Source organism: Paralteromonas sediminis (assembly GCF_003820355.1).
GTDB classification, from domain to species: Bacteria; Pseudomonadota; Gammaproteobacteria; order Enterobacterales; family Alteromonadaceae; genus Alteromonas_F; species Alteromonas_F sediminis.
This window is the reverse complement of the sequence record NZ_RPOK01000003.1, coordinates 16,721-33,644: the sequence shown is the minus strand read 5'-3', so window position 1 is coordinate 33,644 and position 16,924 is coordinate 16,721. Positions and strand designations below refer to the sequence as shown.

Annotated in this window: 19 protein-coding genes; 13 read left to right on the top strand and 6 right to left on the bottom strand. The window is 44.6% G+C overall.

Annotated features, from left to right (window positions below):
- Positions 1–13 precede the first annotated feature (13 nt).
- From DRW07_RS09210 to DRW07_RS09200, 3 genes are all read left to right on the top strand, one after another.
- Positions 14–439: a thiol-disulfide oxidoreductase DCC family protein gene (locus DRW07_RS09210; RefSeq protein WP_124027626.1), complete on the top strand. Its 426-nt coding sequence runs from the start codon at positions 14–16 to the stop codon at positions 437–439.
- On the top strand, positions 436–1,158 hold the full coding sequence (locus DRW07_RS09205; protein WP_124027625.1) for an SDR family NAD(P)-dependent oxidoreductase: 723 nt from the start codon (positions 436–438) through the stop codon (positions 1,156–1,158). Before DRW07_RS09210 ends, DRW07_RS09205 begins: the two co-directional genes overlap by 4 nt.
- A gap of 114 nt (positions 1,159–1,272) precedes the next feature.
- A complete protein-coding gene (locus DRW07_RS09200; RefSeq protein ID WP_124027624.1) occupies positions 1,273–2,694 on the top strand; it encodes a sodium-dependent transporter in 1,422 nt (473 codons plus the stop codon).
- Here DRW07_RS09200 and DRW07_RS09195 read toward each other — a convergent pair.
- Both DRW07_RS09195 and DRW07_RS09190 read right to left on the bottom strand, forming a co-directional pair.
- The gene (locus DRW07_RS09195) at positions 2,683–3,516 is read right to left on the bottom strand and encodes an NAD-dependent epimerase/dehydratase family protein (RefSeq protein WP_124027623.1); all 834 of its coding nucleotides are present in this window, start codon (positions 3,514–3,516) and stop codon (positions 2,683–2,685) included. The two genes, DRW07_RS09200 and DRW07_RS09195, sit on opposite strands and share 12 nt — an antisense overlap.
- Complete coding sequence (locus DRW07_RS09190) at positions 3,506–4,306, bottom strand: DUF2884 family protein (protein WP_124027622.1); 801 nt, start codon at positions 4,304–4,306, stop codon at positions 3,506–3,508. Before DRW07_RS09190 ends, DRW07_RS09195 begins: the two co-directional genes overlap by 11 nt.
- A 256-nt stretch (positions 4,307–4,562) precedes the next feature.
- Here DRW07_RS09190 and DRW07_RS09185 point away from each other — a divergent pair, with 256 nt between their 5' ends.
- Entirely contained in the window at positions 4,563–4,754 is a 192-nt protein-coding gene (locus tag DRW07_RS09185) for a hypothetical protein (RefSeq protein ID WP_124027621.1), read from the top strand.
- Here DRW07_RS09185 and DRW07_RS09180 read toward each other — a convergent pair.
- The 3 genes from DRW07_RS09180 to DRW07_RS09170 are packed head-to-tail and all read right to left on the bottom strand — an operon-like array spanning position 4,732 to position 7,791.
- Entirely contained in the window at positions 4,732–6,027 is a 1,296-nt protein-coding gene (locus DRW07_RS09180) for a mechanosensitive ion channel family protein (RefSeq protein WP_205665387.1), read from the bottom strand. The two genes, DRW07_RS09185 and DRW07_RS09180, sit on opposite strands and share 23 nt — an antisense overlap.
- Positions 5,996–6,883, bottom strand: a complete 888-nt coding sequence (locus DRW07_RS09175) for an acyltransferase (protein WP_124027620.1) — start codon at positions 6,881–6,883, stop codon at positions 5,996–5,998. Before DRW07_RS09175 ends, DRW07_RS09180 begins: the two co-directional genes overlap by 32 nt.
- Positions 6,874–7,791: an acyltransferase gene (locus tag DRW07_RS09170; protein WP_124027619.1), complete on the bottom strand. Its 918-nt coding sequence runs from the start codon at positions 7,789–7,791 to the stop codon at positions 6,874–6,876. The genes DRW07_RS09175 and DRW07_RS09170 overlap by 10 nt, the downstream gene beginning before the upstream one ends.
- 212 nt (positions 7,792–8,003) lie before the next feature.
- Here DRW07_RS09170 and dusA point away from each other — a divergent pair, with 212 nt between their 5' ends.
- The 9 genes from dusA to DRW07_RS09130 all read left to right on the top strand — a co-directional run bounded on the left by dusA (position 8,004) and on the right by DRW07_RS09130 (position 16,006).
- A complete protein-coding gene (dusA, locus tag DRW07_RS09165; RefSeq protein ID WP_240630598.1) occupies positions 8,004–8,969 on the top strand; it encodes a tRNA dihydrouridine(20/20a) synthase DusA in 966 nt (321 codons plus the stop codon).
- A 185-nt stretch (positions 8,970–9,154) separates the two neighbouring features.
- A complete protein-coding gene (locus tag DRW07_RS09160) occupies positions 9,155–9,415 on the top strand; it encodes a hypothetical protein (protein ID WP_124027617.1) in 261 nt (86 codons plus the stop codon).
- The gene (locus tag DRW07_RS18320; protein WP_165870458.1) at positions 9,415–9,588 is read left to right on the top strand and encodes a hypothetical protein; all 174 of its coding nucleotides are present in this window, start codon (positions 9,415–9,417) and stop codon (positions 9,586–9,588) included. Before DRW07_RS09160 ends, DRW07_RS18320 begins: the two co-directional genes overlap by 1 nt.
- Positions 9,589–9,608: 20 nt before the next feature.
- The gene (locus DRW07_RS09155; protein ID WP_124027616.1) at positions 9,609–9,812 is read left to right on the top strand and encodes a PspC domain-containing protein; all 204 of its coding nucleotides are present in this window, start codon (positions 9,609–9,611) and stop codon (positions 9,810–9,812) included.
- A 64-nt stretch (positions 9,813–9,876) separates the two neighbouring features.
- Entirely contained in the window at positions 9,877–10,866 is a 990-nt protein-coding gene (locus DRW07_RS09150) for a DUF2333 family protein (RefSeq protein WP_124027615.1), read from the top strand.
- Between the two features lie 6 nt (positions 10,867–10,872).
- Positions 10,873–11,637: a TIGR04219 family outer membrane beta-barrel protein gene (locus DRW07_RS09145; RefSeq protein ID WP_124027614.1), complete on the top strand. Its 765-nt coding sequence runs from the start codon at positions 10,873–10,875 to the stop codon at positions 11,635–11,637.
- A gap of 112 nt (positions 11,638–11,749) precedes the next feature.
- Positions 11,750–13,546 (top strand): assimilatory sulfite reductase (NADPH) flavoprotein subunit, encoded by a 1,797-nt coding sequence (locus DRW07_RS09140; RefSeq protein ID WP_124027613.1) that lies wholly within the window; start codon positions 11,750–11,752, stop codon positions 13,544–13,546.
- Positions 13,546–15,258, top strand: a complete 1,713-nt coding sequence (cysI, locus tag DRW07_RS09135) for an assimilatory sulfite reductase (NADPH) hemoprotein subunit (RefSeq protein WP_124027612.1) — start codon at positions 13,546–13,548, stop codon at positions 15,256–15,258. The genes DRW07_RS09140 and cysI overlap by 1 nt, the downstream gene beginning before the upstream one ends.
- Positions 15,251–16,006, top strand: coding sequence for a phosphoadenylyl-sulfate reductase (locus DRW07_RS09130; protein WP_124027611.1), 756 nt, complete (start codon positions 15,251–15,253; stop codon positions 16,004–16,006). The genes cysI and DRW07_RS09130 overlap by 8 nt, the downstream gene beginning before the upstream one ends.
- A gap of 15 nt (positions 16,007–16,021) precedes the next feature.
- Here the strand turns inward: DRW07_RS09130 and DRW07_RS09125 are convergent, their stop codons facing one another.
- Entirely contained in the window at positions 16,022–16,918 is an 897-nt protein-coding gene (locus tag DRW07_RS09125; RefSeq protein ID WP_124027610.1) for a TIGR03899 family protein, read from the bottom strand.
- Between the last annotated feature and the right edge of the window lie 6 nt (positions 16,919–16,924).

Here is a 16,924-nt window from a genome sequence, read left to right as displayed (position 1 = left end):
CGTATAGAAAGGTATGATTTGCACAAAAGAAACAAAGATTTTGCCGAGTATCGATGAATTAACCATTTTTTACGATAGCTTTTGCCCGCTGTGCATGGCTGAAATGCGGCACTTAAAAAAACGTGATAAGCATCGTCGGTTGCGCTTTGAAGACATCAACGACGAGCAATTTGGGAACCGGTATCCCAATATGGACAAGGACGCACTCAATGCTCGTATTCACGGTCTAACGGGAGCAGGAGATGTTATCACCGGGCTGGACGTGACCTATCACGCATGGCGCTTGGTAGGTGTTGGCTGGCTTTATGCTCCCCTGCGCTGGCCATTGATTAAACCCGTTGCAGATTCGGTTTATCGTTGGTTTGCGCGCAACCGATACAGCATTTCTTATGTCCTCACTGGCAAAAAGCGTTGTGACAGATGCAGGGAAAGTTTATGACAGAGAATACAATTTTAGTGATTGGTGCCAGTGGGGGGATCGGTAAAGCTGTGGTTGAGGCCTTCTCAACAGCATACCCTGACTCACAGGTCTATGCGCTCTCTCGTTCCGATACTGAATTTGCGCAGAAAAATGTGAAAAGCATCAAACTGGACACTGGCAGTGAACATGCTGTCGCGCATTGGTGTCAGGCTAATCGGGAGATGAGTTTTCGCTATGTCGTTGGTTGTGTTGGCGTACTGCATTCCGAAGAAAGTGCGCTATCCCCCGAAAAACGGTTAGAAGACATTTCTACTGAGGGCTTGTCGCAGTACTTTACCGTAAACACTATCGTGCCGGCTATTTGGATAAAACACTTGGTGAATTGTGTAAGTAAATCAGCGAGCACAGTGTGCTTTTTAAGTGCCAGGGTTGGCAGTATCACTGACAATAAGCTAGGCGGCTGGTACGGGTACCGCGCATCGAAGTCAGCATTAAATATGATAATGAAAACTGCCTCTGTCGAGTATCGCAGGCGGACCAAACACACGGGCTTTGTTTGCTATCACCCAGGTACAGTAGATACTGCATTGTCTAAGCCTTTTCAGGCTAACGTTAAGCCTGAAAAGCTATTTTCCTCTGCATTCACTGCTGAACGGCTTGTTGATATTTTGGCTAAAGTAGACACTGACAATGGACCTTACTACCTAGATTGGGACGGCAAACCCATACAATGGTAAAGACAAGCAATTCCGTCACTGTTACACTTCCTTAACAATTATAAGTAGCACCACAATACAGGCCTAAGAGGCCGGTAGCTAATGGTGTATAACAACACATTATGGGGAACGGATATGAGCGGCAATAGAGAGCAGTTTGGCTCGCGCATTGGATTTATTTTGGCAGCTGCGGGCTCGGCAGTTGGAATAGGGAACCTGGTTGGTTTTCCTGTGGGAGCGGCTAAAAATGGCGGGGGAGCCTTTCTCGTTATGTATGCCATTTTTGTCTTTGCGATTTGTTTGCCGGTAATGCTTGCCGAGATGTCTGTGGGGCGCCATGCCAGGAAAGACCCCTTAGGCGCCTATAAGTCTATTGCTGGCAATGGAACGCCTTGGGCAATAGCAGGGTGGTTATCAATTATTACTCCTTTCATGATTGCTGTATTTTATCTCGTCATTACGGTGTGGATCTTTGGCTACCTATTTGAATCTGTCACAGGCAATCTCGCTGCACTTGCCGATCCAAATACCTTTGGTGAGTTCATTAATTCAACGTCCGTGTTTGTTTACATGGCAGTGGTACTTGGGATCGTTTACCTGATTTTGCAAGGTGGGGTGAAAGAAGGAATTGAAAGGGCAGCAAAATTGTTAATGCCCGCCTTGTTTGTGATGTTAGTGCTCTTGGTGATATTCGTACTTACACGCGACAATGCCATGGCTGGGGTCGCTTTTTACCTTATCCCGGACTTTTCTAAAATTAATGCCAGTGTTGTAAATGGCGCCTTGTCTCAGGCGTTTTTCTCTCTGTCTCTGGGCATGGGGATTATGATCACCTATGGTAGTTACATTAATAGTCGGGCTAATATACCTGGCTCTGCAAAGCTAGTAGCACTAACCGATACCGCAGTTGCATTCACTGCGGGCTTAATGATTTTACCCGCGATATTCTCTTTCAATCCTGACACAGACCCAGCGCAATTGAGTGAATCGTCTATCAGTATGATATTTACCTCCTTGCCAAAAATCTTTTTGGCCTTGCAGGCTAGCATTGGCTACGTTGGGGCGAGCTTCGTTGCTAGCGTGTTTTTCCTGTTAGTCTTTTTTGCTGCCATTACCTCCTTAGTGTCTATTTTTGAAGTACCTGTTGCTGCATTAATGGACGAGCGAGATATGAGTCGTAGAAAAGCCTTACTTCTCCTCGGTGTACTACTGGTTTTGCTGGGTGTTGTCTGTGCAGCGTCTTTTGGGATGAGTGCGTTTTTTACTGAATTTGCTGCCTATGCAGGCTCGCCTAAGTCGTTTTTTGACATTGTGTATGACATTTTCTACGACACCATTTTACCGCTGAACGGGCTATTGATTTGTATATTTGTTATCTACAGGTGGAAAAAAGCTAATTTTCATTCTGCGCTATCTGAGGGGGCTGAAGACTACGGAAGAGGGTGGTTTGCCAAGTACGTTGATTTGTCAGTGGGTACCTTTATTCCTGCTATTCTTCTTGTCATATTCATTAATACTGTGGCGCTCAAATATTTTGGTGTCGCCTTAATTGGTTAATGGGATCATGTCGTAAGGACTTGGATAAGCCAGTGTCATACCCAAAGCACGCAGGGTGGCACTGGCATTAATTTTTTTTCCTGTATCTTCAAACACATCATCATCACCCTCAAAGGTAGGTAATGGTAGCCCCATCCTCTGCGCAGCTTCAGTATAATAAGCTTTCCGCTGAGGGTGGTCGCTCGCACAAAGATGCATCGCCTGGTTTTGTGGCCCCTGCTTTATCAACCTCAACAATGCAACCACAACATCTTCACTGTGAACCAGATTGACAACGCGATTAGGTGCTGTTAACTGCTTTCCAGCCAAACTTGTGGCGGGATGACGCGCTGGCCCAACGAGCCCTGCAAGACGAAGAATAGTATGGTTGTGAGGGAAGCTTTCCGTGACTGTATGTTCGAGCGCTACATGCGTATGTGCAGACGCGGTGTTCGGCGCCAACGGTGAGTGCTCAAATATTTCTTGATTTGCTTTATCGCCGTAAACCGCAGAAGTACTTATAAATATAATGTGTGCGGGCTGCCTGGCAGAGAATTGTGCGATCAGCATTCGTATTCCCGCTTCAAACATTGTGGTATCTGGGTTGCGCCTGCCCGGAGGAATAGAGAGCACGATAGTGGTGTCGTGATTCACTGGCACTTTGCTAAAAGGAAAGGGCTGACCCAATTCAAAAAATGCGCTTTGAACACCTTGATCGCTAAGCCGTTGAAGTTTTTGTGTGTCTCTGCTCGTCGCAAGCACCTTGACACCAAGAGAATGAAGGGGGTGAATAAGCTGTGTATTCAACCATCCACACCCACAAAGTAATACGCTATTCGGCATTTTCCCTACTGAACTTGATGATATCGAGTTCGGTTAGTTCTTCATGACTATATTTTAGCGCATTTTCCGCTGCATCGGCATCTTGCATAATATTGCATAGATCTTTTGCTTTGAATTCCAATGCTTCTGCCCTGAGTTCTACTTTTTCTTCAATCGTAGTGTCGAGGTTTTCTAATCGTGCAAGCGTGCCTTCGCTTTCATCACCGCCCATCAGCATTTGCGAGCCAAGGGAAATCATTAACTTGCCTACAGCCTTAGCTACCAGGCTCTCAACGCGCTCTTCAAACTGATTTTCCCAGGCATTACCCGCCCAGCCATTGTATTGAATATCACTCCCGTCAAGCACGAAGCCGCCATCAGCGTCGAAAAATTTGTTATCTAGTTGTGTTCTTATGTCAGCGAACAAATAATCCAGGTCCTGAACTAATGAATCATCTTCGCCTAGTAACTCGGTAAATACCTCGCCCATCGCTTCACTGGCTATTTCCAGACCATCAATAGCAATATCTATAGCCAATGGCACAGCTTGCTGGACCGCACCGTAATAGGCTTTTGCATGCGCTTGTTCTTCTGACGAGAGGTTAAGCTGCTTGCCGTTAACAAACACTTGGTGGCCTGCATTAAACGTAATACTTTTGCCAGAGTCTGTATTAATAGTTAAGACTTCATCTTTATACTGCATATTGCCGTTGAGGTTTACATCACAGCTATTTTCAATATTGACATGCGCCGTTGATGCGGCCGAAAAAAGTACTGCAGAGGTGGCAAGGGCTATATGACTTAGTTTCATGTTTATTACCTATCCATTGATGTCTTTGAATAAGATAAGCAGATAGAGTGCCAACTTTAACTTATTGAATAATATAGTAAATTTATTTGCAGAGAGAGTGGGCTTGTTCAGAATACGATTACTGAGTGAAAACCACTATATTTTGAGTATTTTGATTAGTATCAAAGACATGGTCAGGTTTTAGCGGATCCGGATAGGCGAAGCAAAAATTTTGAGGCATAATGCAGCCTTTAATTATTCGGTGAGACCTCAGCATATGAATGAATGGGTAAATGCATTGGTTTTTGGCGCTGCGTTAGTCGCTTTTGTATTGGGATTAAGCAGCATCATTATGGGCTTTATGGTAGGGGCAAATAGCGAAAACCCCATGGCTGAAAGGATCGAATATGGCTATTTCGGAGTAAGTGGCCTCGTGGTTGCGCTGCTTATGGTGTATGTCCTGGCCTAACAGTTTGTAAATACGCGTCTCGTTGGAAGGCGCGTAATTCAAATACGGGTAACATGGCCATGAGGTGGTCAAACATATCCGATTGGATTTTCTCGTATTCCACCCAGCGTTTTTCAGCACTAAAACAGTAAATCTCCAGAGGCACCCCCATCTCCGTGGGCTTCAGCTGACGAACCATCATAGTCATGTCTTTATTTAGTTTAGGGTGTTGTTGAAGATACGCCTCAATATAAGCTCTGAATGTGCCAATATTAGAGAGCTGACGGCTGTTTAGTAAGTCTTGCTCATCAATAGCATTGTCTTTGTGGTACTTGGCTAAGTCTTCTTTTTTTAGCTCGATATACTTTGAAATAAACCTCACTTTCGAAAACTTTTCTAGCATTATCGCATCACACAGCTTTACGCTGTGAATGTCGATAAGCAAAGGGCGTTTTATACGTCGGCCACCAGAGTCGCTCATTCCACGCCAGTTTTTCACCGATTCATTCGTTAACGCAAAGGTCGGTAAGGTAGAGATGGTTTTATCCCAGTTTTGAACTTTTACGTTGGTAAGGCCTATTTCCAGTATTTCACCGTCAACCTGAAATTTAGGAATTTCAATCCAGTCGCCGGTATTGAACATTCTGTTTGCCGCTATTTGAATGCCTGCAACGAAACCCAAAATGGTATCTCTAAATATGAGCAATAGGACGGCAGCAACTGCAGTGAGTCCTGATAAAAGGAGGATAGGGCTCTTATCAATAATAATTGATATACTCAGCAACAAGGTCACAATGGAAAACGTGAGCTTAGCAATTTGTAAAAAGCCGGTTATTGATGCCCGTTTTGCCATTCTGGAGCGAGCGTATAAATCTTCAACTGTATTGAGGATTGCAAACACCACCCACAGACCAACTATCAACATGTACAACTGCGATACTTTCAATAAAACAGCGTATAAAAAGTGGGCAGGATCGATAAGTGCAAAGGTGCCGATACTAATTACTAGCGCGGGAATAAGATGTCCAACTCGTTTAAAAAAACCACGCTGTTGAAGTGAGTCATCCCAATTGTTTTTTGATCGCAGAATCCATGAAGTAAGATGATTGGACAACACTAGCCTCACGACCACGAGAGACGTCACTGACGCAAGGGCAATTGCCCCTACTACGATTGTCATGTAGAGCGGGCTATCTGTATTTGCTGTAATACCAAGGCTCTGGGAAAACTGACCGAGTAGTTCCTTTACAGCTTCACTGCCACTAGTGGTTGACCATAGCGCGAATTCTTTCATTCTTAGCAATCCAAATATCATTTAACCAGTTTTGAAACAAAGACCGATAGCCTTCATCGTTGAAATAGTCACCCCCCACATGATCGGGAATGGGTAGTTGAGTGACATCGACAATAATTTTTTTCATATTCCCACTTAGCATATCCATCATTGGATGCTGAGCATTCTCAGGGTAGGCGAGTGATACATCTAATATATGCGTAAACAAATTGGACATTGCCGCTAAGGTGAATGCAATGCCGCCAGCTTTAGGAGGTAAAAGGTGGGAAAATGGACTGTTTTTTTGCTTATGCTTTTGTGTTGTGAAGCGTGTTCCCTCCACAAAATTGATAATCGTTGTGGGCGTATCTTTGTATTTCTCGCACGAACGACGCGTGGTTTCTATGTCTTTGCCTCTCAAGTGAGGATGTTTTTCCAAATACGCTTTGGAAAACCGGCGCATAAATGGCATATCCAGTGCCCATGCCGCAATTCCAACAAAAGGTAGCCAAATCAGTTCCCGTTTGAGGAAAAATTTAGGCGCGGGAATACGGTTTGCTGAAAATTCAATTAACAAAATTATATCGAGATAGCTCAAATGGTTGGCGATGAGTAAATACCACTGTTCTTCTGACAGCTCATCGGAGATACGATAATCAATATCGAGATCGTTAAACACTTTTATAAGCCGAACACTGATAATGCCAAATGCAAACATTGCACTATTCATTAAGAAAAGAAGGTGTTTCCGAATAAGTGCGATGGGGATCAGCAGCTTTATTAACCCGAGAAAAAATACAATAAGCGCCCACAACGCGAGATTAATGATTTGTAGGCTGGTATGTACAACAAAAATGAGCGCGCTTTTTACTTGCACAACGACTGCCCTTCTTTTAGTGACTGCAAGTGTTCATCCTTTTTGTGCCATAACGCATTCAACCAGCTTTGAAAGCGAGTTCGTTGTGCAACGTCTTCAAAATAGTGCTCGCTAAATATACCTTCATCAAACAATGTCTGTATAGAAAAAGTGTCTACGTGAACCTCTATTTGTCTGACATTTCCGCATACAAAGTCCCAATAACTGGGAACACCATCGGGATAATGAATGGTCACATCTACCAGCTTGTTAAGTTGATCGCCCATTGCAGATAAAACAAAAGCGATACCACCGGCTTTAGGTTTTAAAAGATGGGAAAAGGGTGATTTTTGCCTGCGTTGCTTTTCTTCTGTAATACGGGTGCCTTCAACAAAATTCATGACGCTGACGGGTTTGGTCGCAAATTTCTGACAGGCCTTGCGTGTGGTTTCCATGTCTTTACCTTTCATGTGAGGGTGCTTAGCTAAGAAGCTTTTGCTGTATCTACGCATAAAGGGGAAGTCCAATGCCCACCATGCTAAACCCAAGATGGGTACCCATATAAGTTCCTGCTTAAGGAAAAATTTCAAAAACGGAATGTTGCCTACAAAAATTCGTTGTAATACCAGGATGTCTACCCAAGATTGGTGGTTAGAAATAACCAGATACCAGTCTTTCTCTGAAAGGTCTTCCAGACCGCTTACATTTATTCGGGTTCCTCCTGTGAGGCGTTGGTTGACATTGTTGCAACGGATCCAATTAGACGCGCAGGCATCAAGAGGATAAGACAACCACTTTTGCCACGTTGCAATCGGCAGTAATTTCAACAGTGAAAGGATAATAATGGGGATAAACCAAAAAACAGTATTAATAAAATATCCAATAACAGAAATGACCCCGATGGTATTGGCTGAGAATGTTCTTATCATTTTTTTCCATCCAAACTGCATTGGGGGCTAGTGTAAACCAAATCGGTAAAAATCAAAGTCAGTGAGTTCAAATACCGCAAGAAAAAGAGAACAGTTAAATGAAGCGTACAGACAGAAGTGGTAAAATAACCAAGATATGCACCACTTACTGTAATAGGCTCACATTGAACGCTTCTGTAGGATCAATAAATCGCACTTTTTCTGTCGCGCCAATGCTGGATTGGACAGATAAACACTGTCGTTACTTTTTAAGGCTCATGTCAAAGCATGCCTTACTGTATACAGAAATGGTGACCACGGGCGCAATTATTTATGGCAAGGGCGATTACCTTTCATTTAACGAGGCAGAGCACCCAGTGGCACTTCAGCTCGGGGGGAGTGATCCTGCTGACATGACCCGTTGCGCTGTGCGAGCGCAGGAATATGGCTACGACGAGGTGAATATTAATGTTGGCTGCCCGTCAGACCGTGTTAAAAATGGTATGTTTGGTGCGTGCCTTATGGCACAGCCCCAAACAGTTGCAGCATGCGTTAAAGCTATGCAGGCGTCTGTAGACATTCCCGTTACCGTGAAATGCCGAATTGGCATAGACGACATGGATGAAGATGCTGACTTCGAAAATTTCATCAATATTGTGGCGTCTTCTGGGTGTCATACCTTTATTGTGCATGCCAGAAAGGCGTGGCTTCAAGGTCTGAGTCCTAAAGAGAACAGAGAGGTCCCGCCGTTAAATTATGAAAGAGTGTACCGGATTAAGCGCGCTTTTCCTGAGCTTTCTATTAGCATCAATGGAGGGGTAAAGACGTTTGACCAAGCAAAAATGCATTTGGAGCAGGTAGACGGTGTAATGGTAGGTCGAGAGGTCTATGCCAATCCCTATATGATGGCATCTGTAGACAAGACACTCTTCAACGTGTCATCAACCACATTAAGTCGGGACCAGATTGTTCTGGCTATGCAGGACTATATTACGCAAGTGGCTGATACTGGGTTTAGACCATGGCATGCAGCCAGACATATGCTTGGTCTATATCAGGGCCAACCCGGTGGAAAGATGTGGCGTCGCTATTTGAGTCAGAATGGCACAGGAAAACAGGCTCAACCCGATGTGCTGATACGTGGTTTGGAGGTTGTACAGCAAGCCAGGGAAGACATGAAAGTACGCGGGTTGGCATAAAAGGCATTTTTTTAGCATTATTCGCCATCAATTGGTTTTTCTACAATTTCTCACGCTAATTATTTCTAGACTTAAAATTTATTATTCAATTAAAACAGCAAGTTACCCTTGTTTGTCGTGTTGGCACTGTTTTCGCAATCTCTGAGTATATGAAGGAATTCATCTACATTTACTTGGAGCTTGCTATGAAAATGACAAAAACTCTCGCTATTGCCTTGATTGCTGGTGGCTTATCAATCTCTTCACAAGCAAGTGCAAGCAATCTGGATAACTTAATTACGCGATTCGTTTCGACCGCAGTGAGTCAAACCGTTGAAGATTTAAATCACAGTGCAAAGCAAAGTATAGCCAATACACTGCACAGCTTAGGTACGGAAAACGTCAAAGCGAAAGTCGAAATTAAAGACATCAAAAAAACGGACAATACACAAAAGGACGACAAGTAATGAACGCTATCTCTCTGTTGTTGGTAATGGGTTTACCTGTAGTTTTTTTTGCAATGTCGGCGGTTGCTGTAGCGTTTACAGCAAAGTGGCTGAACACAGAGGGTAACCAGCTCAGTCAACATAGAGCGAGTATGTACCCACGTCATTCATGGGCAACGGCACAATTTAAATAGGCGATAGTAGGAGCGTATTTATGAATAATCAATTTGGCCGTCCGGGCCGCCTTTATCGGGACCTTAACAGAGCTATGATTAGCGGTGTCTGTGCGGGTGTGGCACGTCAAATAAGTGTGGACCCTCTCTGGGTTAGGGGTGCCGCTGTTGCTGGGGTTATATTTGCCCCAATGGTAGTGCTGCCAGGTTATGCACTTGCGGTAGTTTTAGTGCCTAAAGCCTGATTGACCTTTTACTTGGTTATTGTGGTACGATGAGTCTATCAATCACACAGGAAAAGGTGGTTCAATGAATTTTCAGATTACGAAGCGAACAATCGCCAGCATAGTGCTGGCGATTTTGGTCTTGGGGTGGCTAGTTGGTTGGTACTGGAGTCGAGAGCCAGATACCTTTGATGTTGTTGAAAATGCCCATAAGCACAGCAGTAACAGCACACAGTTAGTCGCTGGACAGGTTGTCACGTCGACATTAATTGAGGTGACTGACACCTTACTGAATAAACCAGGCGGCTATTTGGCAAACGATGTAATGCCACCAAGTGTCTTTTTAGACAATATGCCTAGCTGGGAATTTGGTGCCTTGGAAATGGTGCGCGATTTGGCGCTGGCAATGCGCAAAGATTTTAGTCGTTCACAGTCTCAGTCTGTGGAAAATGCATTGCTAATAAAGGCACAACCTAAATTAAATATTGATCACAAAGCCTGGCTACTCCCCTCTGCAGAAGGGGAATATGGGGAAGCCATTGACATGTTGCAATCGTTCAATAGTCAATTGGGTATTACAGGCGCGTCAGGTAGTCAATTTCACACACGCGCAGATAATTTACGTGATTGGCTGAAGCAGGTCGAAAAGCGCATGGGAAGTTTGTCGCAAAAGTTGAGTGCAAGCGTGGGAGCCAGGCGAGAAAACACCGATTTGGCGGGAGATGCTGTTGCATCTCAATCAACACCAACGCCCTCCACTTTCTACACCAGAACGAGCTGGTGGAAGTTAGACGACAACTTCTATGAAGCGCGCGGTGCAACGTGGGCACTATTACATTTTTTAAAAGCTGTCGAAGTTGATTTTGCCGATGTGCTACAAAAGAAAAATGCGCAAGCAAGCTTACGACAAATCATCAGAGAGTTAGAAGCGACGCAAGAAACGGTATGGAGTCCGATCATTCTAAATGGCGATGGTTTTGGCATTGTGGCTAACCATTCTTTGGTCATGGCAAATTACATTTCTCGTGCGAATGCGGCACTTATAGAATTAACTGAATTATTGAGCCAAGGATAACGACAAATGAAAATGCATTATGCCATTGCACTTTCCGGATTGCTGTGCAGTTTTTCAGCGACAGCTGATACTGTATTCGGCATTTATTTAGGTGCCCAAGGCTGGAACACCGATGCGACAGGGCGCTTTGCTGACGAAGGCGATGCGGGTAGTTTGCAGTCCGATTTTAATTTTGGTGATGAAACCAAGGGATCGGCGTACATTGCCATTGAGCATTTCGTGCCGCTGGTTCCAAACATCAAACTTCAGCATTCTCAAATGGTGTCTGAAGGCGACACCTTGCTGAGCAGCTCGTTCACCTTCGGTGGGCAGGCATATAATGCGCAAACCACAGTATTTACTCAAACAGACATTAGCAGCACTGATATTATTCTTTACTATGAGTTGTTTGATAATGATCTTATCAGCTTTGATCTTGGCGTGAATGCCAAGGTCATTGACGGTGATTTTTTAGTGCGAAGCCAAAGCTCAGGTTCGCAAAGTCAGGAAGCGTTGTCCGGTGTCGTACCCATGGCATATTCAAGGCTGGAATTTGGTTTACCTTTTTCCGGATTAGGCGCGTATGCGGAAGGCAGCTTTTTGAGCGTAGGTAGCCACACATTAAGTGACTATCAGGTTGCGGTAACGTACTCATTCATTGAGAGTCTCGCCATCGATATGACATTGCAGGCTGGATTCCGCGACGTCACAGCGGAACTGGATGATCTTGATGGCATCACCACTGACTTATCATTTGATGGCGCATTTTTAGGCCTAGAAGTGCACTTCTGATTATTCTTTCACTTTTTTTAAGCACATAGCGGAATAAAAAAGTTTGTTTAATTCTTTCCGCTTCTAAGCGAAAACCATTAGTCTATCGCCATTAAAGTAGGACTGATGAGTTATGTCGAGTATTTTACCTAACGCAGGGGGCGTAATAGCGCCCCAGCAACTTAACGCTATCACCCAAGCTATAGCTGGGTTAGACGCCAACCAACTGACGTGGGTCAGTGGTTATCTTGCCGGTTTGGCTGCTTCAGGCAACGTATCTGCAGGCACCCCTGCCGTTTCTGCGAGTAGCGATGCTAGCCTTACGATCATGTTTGGTTCACAAACAGGCAATGCAAAAAGCATTGCTGAAGGCATGTTTTCTCAGGCCCAAGCCCAAGGTATTAACAGCAAACTGGTCAGTATGGCTGATTACAAACCTCGCCAAATTAAGAATGAGTCACATCTTGCAATAGTGGTGAGTACCCATGGAGAAGGTGACGCTCCTGATGATGCTGCTGAGTTGCATGAGTTTCTCGGCAGCAAGAAAGCTCCCAAGCTATCAAATACACGCTATGCAGTTTTGGGGTTAGGCGACACAAGCTATGAGTTCTTCTGTCAAACGGCCAAAGATTTCGATGCCCGCATTAGCGCATTGGGTGGTCAGTCAATCACTGACAGGGTCGACTGTGATGTGGACTATGAGGCGGCAGCCAAATCCTGGGTTGATAAGGTATTAACCAAGGTTAAAGATGACCTCGCTGCGGGTGGAACAAGCACTGTTAGTGCACCTGTCATGCCTGGTGTTGCTCCTGTTGCGCAGTTCAACAAAAAATCACCGTTCCAGGCTACTCTGGCTACCGTACAAAAAATTACCGGCAGAGACTCTGTCAAAGACATTCAACATATTGAAATTAGCCTTGAAGGCAGTGGGATTCAGTACCAACCAGGTGACGCCTTGGGTGTTTGGTTCAAAAATGACCCAGTCATTGTTGAAGAAATGCTAACGCTAACAAAGGCAGACGGCGACACCTTGATCAACGTGGGCAGCGAAGAATTAGCGTTGCGAGAAGCGTTAATTTCACGTTTTGAGCTGACTTTGAGCTATCCAGGGTTTGTCAAAGCTTATCAGTCCGTGGCAAAGCAACCTGAACTGCAAAGAATTGTTGATGACACAGCGTCGTTGCGGGCCTTTCTTGCCGACAGACAAATTATCGATGTCGTTCGCGCCTTTCCAGCACAAATAAATGCTGTGGAACTCGCAGCTGCCCTACGTCCAATAACGCCCCGTTTATATTCTATTGCATCGAGTCAGGCTGAAGTTGAAGACGAAGTTCACCTTACTATAGGACATGTGGACTATGAAGCGTTTGGCGTGCGCCATCAGGGCGGGGCATCAGGCTTCTTATGTTCGAGGCTGGAAGAAGGTGAACAAGTAGACGTTTATATTGAGCCAAATAACAATTTCCGTCTGCCTGAAAACTCGGATACCCCCATAATTATGGTTGGACCGGGTACGGGGATCGCGCCTTTCAGGGCTTTTATGCAAGAGCGTGAAGCTCAGGAAGCAGGTGGTAAAAATTGGTTGTTTTTTGGTAACCCTAACTTTACCCAGGACTTTTTGTATCAGACTGAATGGCAAGGGTATAAAAAGTCGGGATTACTCACTCGCCTCTCACTAGCCTTTTCTCGGGATCAAGCTGAGAAAATTTATGTACAACATCGCTTGCTAGAGCAAGGTGAAGACGTATACAGCTGGTTAGAGCAGGGGGCGCATTTTTACGTGTGTGGCGATGCAAATCATATGGCAAAAGACGTAGAACAAGCCTTGATAAGTATTGTGGAAAAACACGGTAAAAAATCACCAGAAGATGCAAAGAAATACATAGTCGAACTTCGCAAAGCGAAACGTTATCAGAAGGATGTTTACTAATGAGCAGCGACAACAAAACGTTAATTGTTGAAGGCAAACTGTCTGATAACGAACGCATAAAAACCGAGAGTCGTCATTTACGCGGTACCATAGCCGAAGATTTAAAAGACGATATCACAGGCGGATTTACTGCTGACAATTTTCAATTGATCAGATTTCACGGAATGTATCAGCAGGATGACCGAGACATCAGGGCAGAGCGCACCAAACAAAAGCTCGAACCGTTACACAATGTTATGCTTCGCGCAAGATTGCCTGGCGGAGTAATCACTCCTGATCAGTGGTTGTCAATTGATAAGTTTGCTGAAGAGCATTCTCTGTACGGCAGTATTAGACTAACTACCCGACAGACCTTTCAGTTTCATGGTGTCTTAAAGCCACACATAAAACTGATGCATCAGACGCTGAATAAAGTGGGTATCGACTCAATTGCAACAGCGGGTGACGTAAACCGAAACGTATTGTGCACCTCAAATCCTGTTGAATCAGAAGTTCATCAGGAAGCGTGGGAGTGGGCAAAGAAAATAAGTGAACACTTACTTCCAAAAACTCGCGCCTATGCTGAAATATGGTTGGACGGTGAGAAAATAGAAACCACTGACAAGGAACCTATTCTAGGGGATACCTATTTACCGCGTAAATTTAAAACCACTGTTGTGATACCTCCTCAGAATGACGTTGATGTACACGCCAACGACTTAAATTTTGTGGCAATCGCTGAATCAGGAAAGCTGATTGGCTTTAATGTGTTAGTTGGTGGTGGTTTGGCCATGACACACGGCGATCACTCAACGTTTCCAAGAAAAGCTGATGACTTCGGATTTATCCCTTTAAGTCATGTACTTCAAGTTGCTGAAGCTGTAGTAACTACACAGCGTGACTGGGGTAACCGCGTTAATCGGAAAAACGCAAAAACGAAATACACGCTTGAGCGTGTTGGTGTGGAAACATTTAAGCAAGAAGTTGAACGCAGGGCCGGTATTCAGTTTGCAGAAAGTCGTGCATACACGTTCACGAGCCGTGGCGATCGCTTTGGCTGGGTAGAAGGCATTGATGGGAAATTTCACCTTACTGTATTTATTGAAAATGGTCGTATTTTAGACTTCCCCGGCAAGACACTAAAAACGGGTTGTCGGGAAATAGCCAAGGTGCATAAAGGTGACTTTAGGTTAACTGCCAACCAGAATTTGATTATTGCCGGCGTGCCGGCTGAACAAAAAGAACAGATTGAAAAGTTAGCAATAGAGCATGGCCTTATTCAAGGTGCAGTGTCTAAACAGCGCTTAGATTCCATGGCTTGCGTTTCGCTTCCTACTTGTCCACTTGCCATGGCTGAAGCTGAGCGTTATTTGCCTGGAGCAGTAGACGAAATAGAGTCACTGCTTGAAAAACACAACCTAAGTGACGAGAGCATTATTTATCGCGTAACAGGTTGCCCGAACGGTTGTGGACGCGCAATGTTAGCTGAAGTCGGACTGGTTGGAAAAGGCCCCGGAAAATACAACTTGCACCTGGGGGGAAATCGCGAAGGCACCCGGATCCCCCGCATGTACCGAGAAAACATAAGCCACGAAGAAATAATGGCTATCTTGGATGATTTGATTGGTCTGTGGGCAAAAGACAGGCAGGAATACGAAGGTTTTGGTGACTTCGTCATTCGCACCGGCGTAATTAAACCAGTCATAAATTCTGCTAAGGATTTTTATGAATGATACCGTATTGGAGGCACCATTTGTCGATGGTGTGCTCTCACTTGAAATCAGCAGTGAAAAGTTGGCTGAAATCAATCAGTATCTTGAGACACTAACTGCTCAGGAAAGGGTTAAGTGGGCATTTGAATACTTACCTGGAAACCACATAGTGTCTTCGAGTTTTGGTGCTCAGTCGGCAGTTATGCTGAAAATGCTTACCGAATCCAAACACGATATTCCTGTGGTGTTGACCGATACGGGTTACCTGTTTCCAGAAACCTATCAGTTTATCGATGAGTTATCGTCATTGCTTAACTTGAACCTGAAAGTCTATGCTTCTGCTATTTCTGCTGCTTGGCAGGAGGCCCGGCACGGAAAGCGCTGGGAGCAGGGGCTTTCCGGTATCGAAGAGTACAATAAGGAAAATAAAGTAGAGCCTATGCAACGGGCACTGAAAGAGTTAGAAGCAGGCACGTGGTTTGCTGGCTTAAGACGCAGTCAGTCGGACTCGAGGCAGACTCTGCCTGTACTGCAAAAAGTGGGCGGCCAATTTAAGCTCTACCCGATTATTGATTGGACAAATAAAGATCTGCATTACTACCTCAAAGAGCATAACCTGCCCTATCACCCCCTGTGGGAAAAAGGATATGTGTCCATTGGCGATTGGCACACAACAAAAGCGCTTAGTGAAGGAATGGAAGAACAGGACACGCGTTTCTTTGGATTAAAAAGAGAATGCGGCCTGCATGAGTTTGGAGATGGTATTTAGACTGTCTTCAGCGCATTACTCTCCGTTAATAATAAAGACGCGGCTTAGCACGTTTTTCATGTCTTCTAAATATTCTGCATGTTCATGTCTTTTCGCTAACATCGATAGCTCCGCACCCACAGTCGTAAACTTATAGTAGGCTAATGCAACACCACTGCGTTTCGCTTTGATGTTGACGTTTTTGTCACCGCATCGAAAAGTGACCGACTTGTTTAACGGAAATTCGGCGCTTTCGATTTCATTGGACACTATTAGCCCTAGGTCGATAAGCGTGAGTAGTGAAGGGTACGACAAGCCATAGTTTGCAAGGTTGACTGGAAGGCTTCTTTTGGTAATAAACCAGTTGCTCAATGTTTTCCGCTGATGATAATCGGTAATAATCCTCGGGATGGGATCGCCCATTCGCTTACTGGATAACCTACAAGCTGTAGTAAATATTTTCGCGTCCTTTTGTGTGAGCCTGCGTAATGTTTCTAGCGTTTTCAGCGAAAAACTGCCAGGACGACTTATCTCCACTGCAAAAATTTTGCCCCAAAGCTCTTGCATATCCGGAGAGTAAATATTTTCAGCGAGGTCGGCAAACGCATACAGCCAGTCAGGGTCAATCGCTTCTGCTGTGGCATCTGCAATGACGACATCTAAGGCCAAATCCAAAATGGCGGAAAGGTTCATCAATTTTTGCTCTTCCCGTCGTCTATTGCGATTTGCAATAGCTTTAGCTTTATCTGTCGTGCTTGCAAACGTCATATGCGATGGTACGCCAAGTTTCGCGGATAATTGATGTATTTTTGTTTTTGCCGTAGTAGTAGGTGCAGCGCTTGCAGTGGGCTCTGACTTTTCTGTAGCCGACTTTTTTTGTACATCAGCGGGATGTGTTGTGGAAACTCTGGGAGATGAAGCATCTATTTTCATTTGTGA

Bases quoted from the DNA above. Each gene is read 5' to 3' on its own strand.
- DRW07_RS09210 (WP_124027626.1), top strand. From the start codon at position 14: ATGATTTGCACAAAAGAAACAAAGATTTTGCCGAGTATCGATGAATTA.
- DRW07_RS09205 (WP_124027625.1), top strand. From the start codon at position 436: ATGACAGAGAATACAATTTTAGTGATTGGTGCCAGTGGGGGGATCGGT.
- DRW07_RS09200 (WP_124027624.1), top strand. From the start codon at position 1,273: ATGAGCGGCAATAGAGAGCAGTTTGGCTCGCGCATTGGATTTATTTTG.
- DRW07_RS09195 (WP_124027623.1), bottom strand. From the start codon at position 3,516: ATGCCGAATAGCGTATTACTTTGTGGGTGTGGATGGTTGAATACACAG.
- DRW07_RS09190 (WP_124027622.1), bottom strand. From the start codon at position 4,306: ATGAAACTAAGTCATATAGCCCTTGCCACCTCTGCAGTACTTTTTTCG.
- DRW07_RS09185 (WP_124027621.1), top strand. From the start codon at position 4,563: ATGAATGAATGGGTAAATGCATTGGTTTTTGGCGCTGCGTTAGTCGCT.
- DRW07_RS09180 (WP_205665387.1), bottom strand. From the start codon at position 6,027: ATGAAAGAATTCGCGCTATGGTCAACCACTAGTGGCAGTGAAGCTGTA.
- DRW07_RS09170 (WP_124027619.1), bottom strand. From the start codon at position 7,791: ATGATAAGAACATTCTCAGCCAATACCATCGGGGTCATTTCTGTTATT.
- dusA (WP_240630598.1), top strand. From the start codon at position 8,004: ATGCTGGATTGGACAGATAAACACTGTCGTTACTTTTTAAGGCTCATG.
- DRW07_RS09160 (WP_124027617.1), top strand. From the start codon at position 9,155: ATGAAAATGACAAAAACTCTCGCTATTGCCTTGATTGCTGGTGGCTTA.
- DRW07_RS18320 (WP_165870458.1), top strand. From the start codon at position 9,415: ATGAACGCTATCTCTCTGTTGTTGGTAATGGGTTTACCTGTAGTTTTT.
- DRW07_RS09155 (WP_124027616.1), top strand. From the start codon at position 9,609: ATGAATAATCAATTTGGCCGTCCGGGCCGCCTTTATCGGGACCTTAAC.
- DRW07_RS09150 (WP_124027615.1), top strand. From the start codon at position 9,877: ATGAATTTTCAGATTACGAAGCGAACAATCGCCAGCATAGTGCTGGCG.
- DRW07_RS09145 (WP_124027614.1), top strand. From the start codon at position 10,873: ATGAAAATGCATTATGCCATTGCACTTTCCGGATTGCTGTGCAGTTTT.
- DRW07_RS09140 (WP_124027613.1), top strand. From the start codon at position 11,750: ATGTCGAGTATTTTACCTAACGCAGGGGGCGTAATAGCGCCCCAGCAA.
- cysI (WP_124027612.1), top strand. From the start codon at position 13,546: ATGAGCAGCGACAACAAAACGTTAATTGTTGAAGGCAAACTGTCTGAT.
- DRW07_RS09130 (WP_124027611.1), top strand. From the start codon at position 15,251: ATGAATGATACCGTATTGGAGGCACCATTTGTCGATGGTGTGCTCTCA.
- DRW07_RS09125 (WP_124027610.1), bottom strand. From the start codon at position 16,918: ATGAAAATAGATGCTTCATCTCCCAGAGTTTCCACAACACATCCCGCT.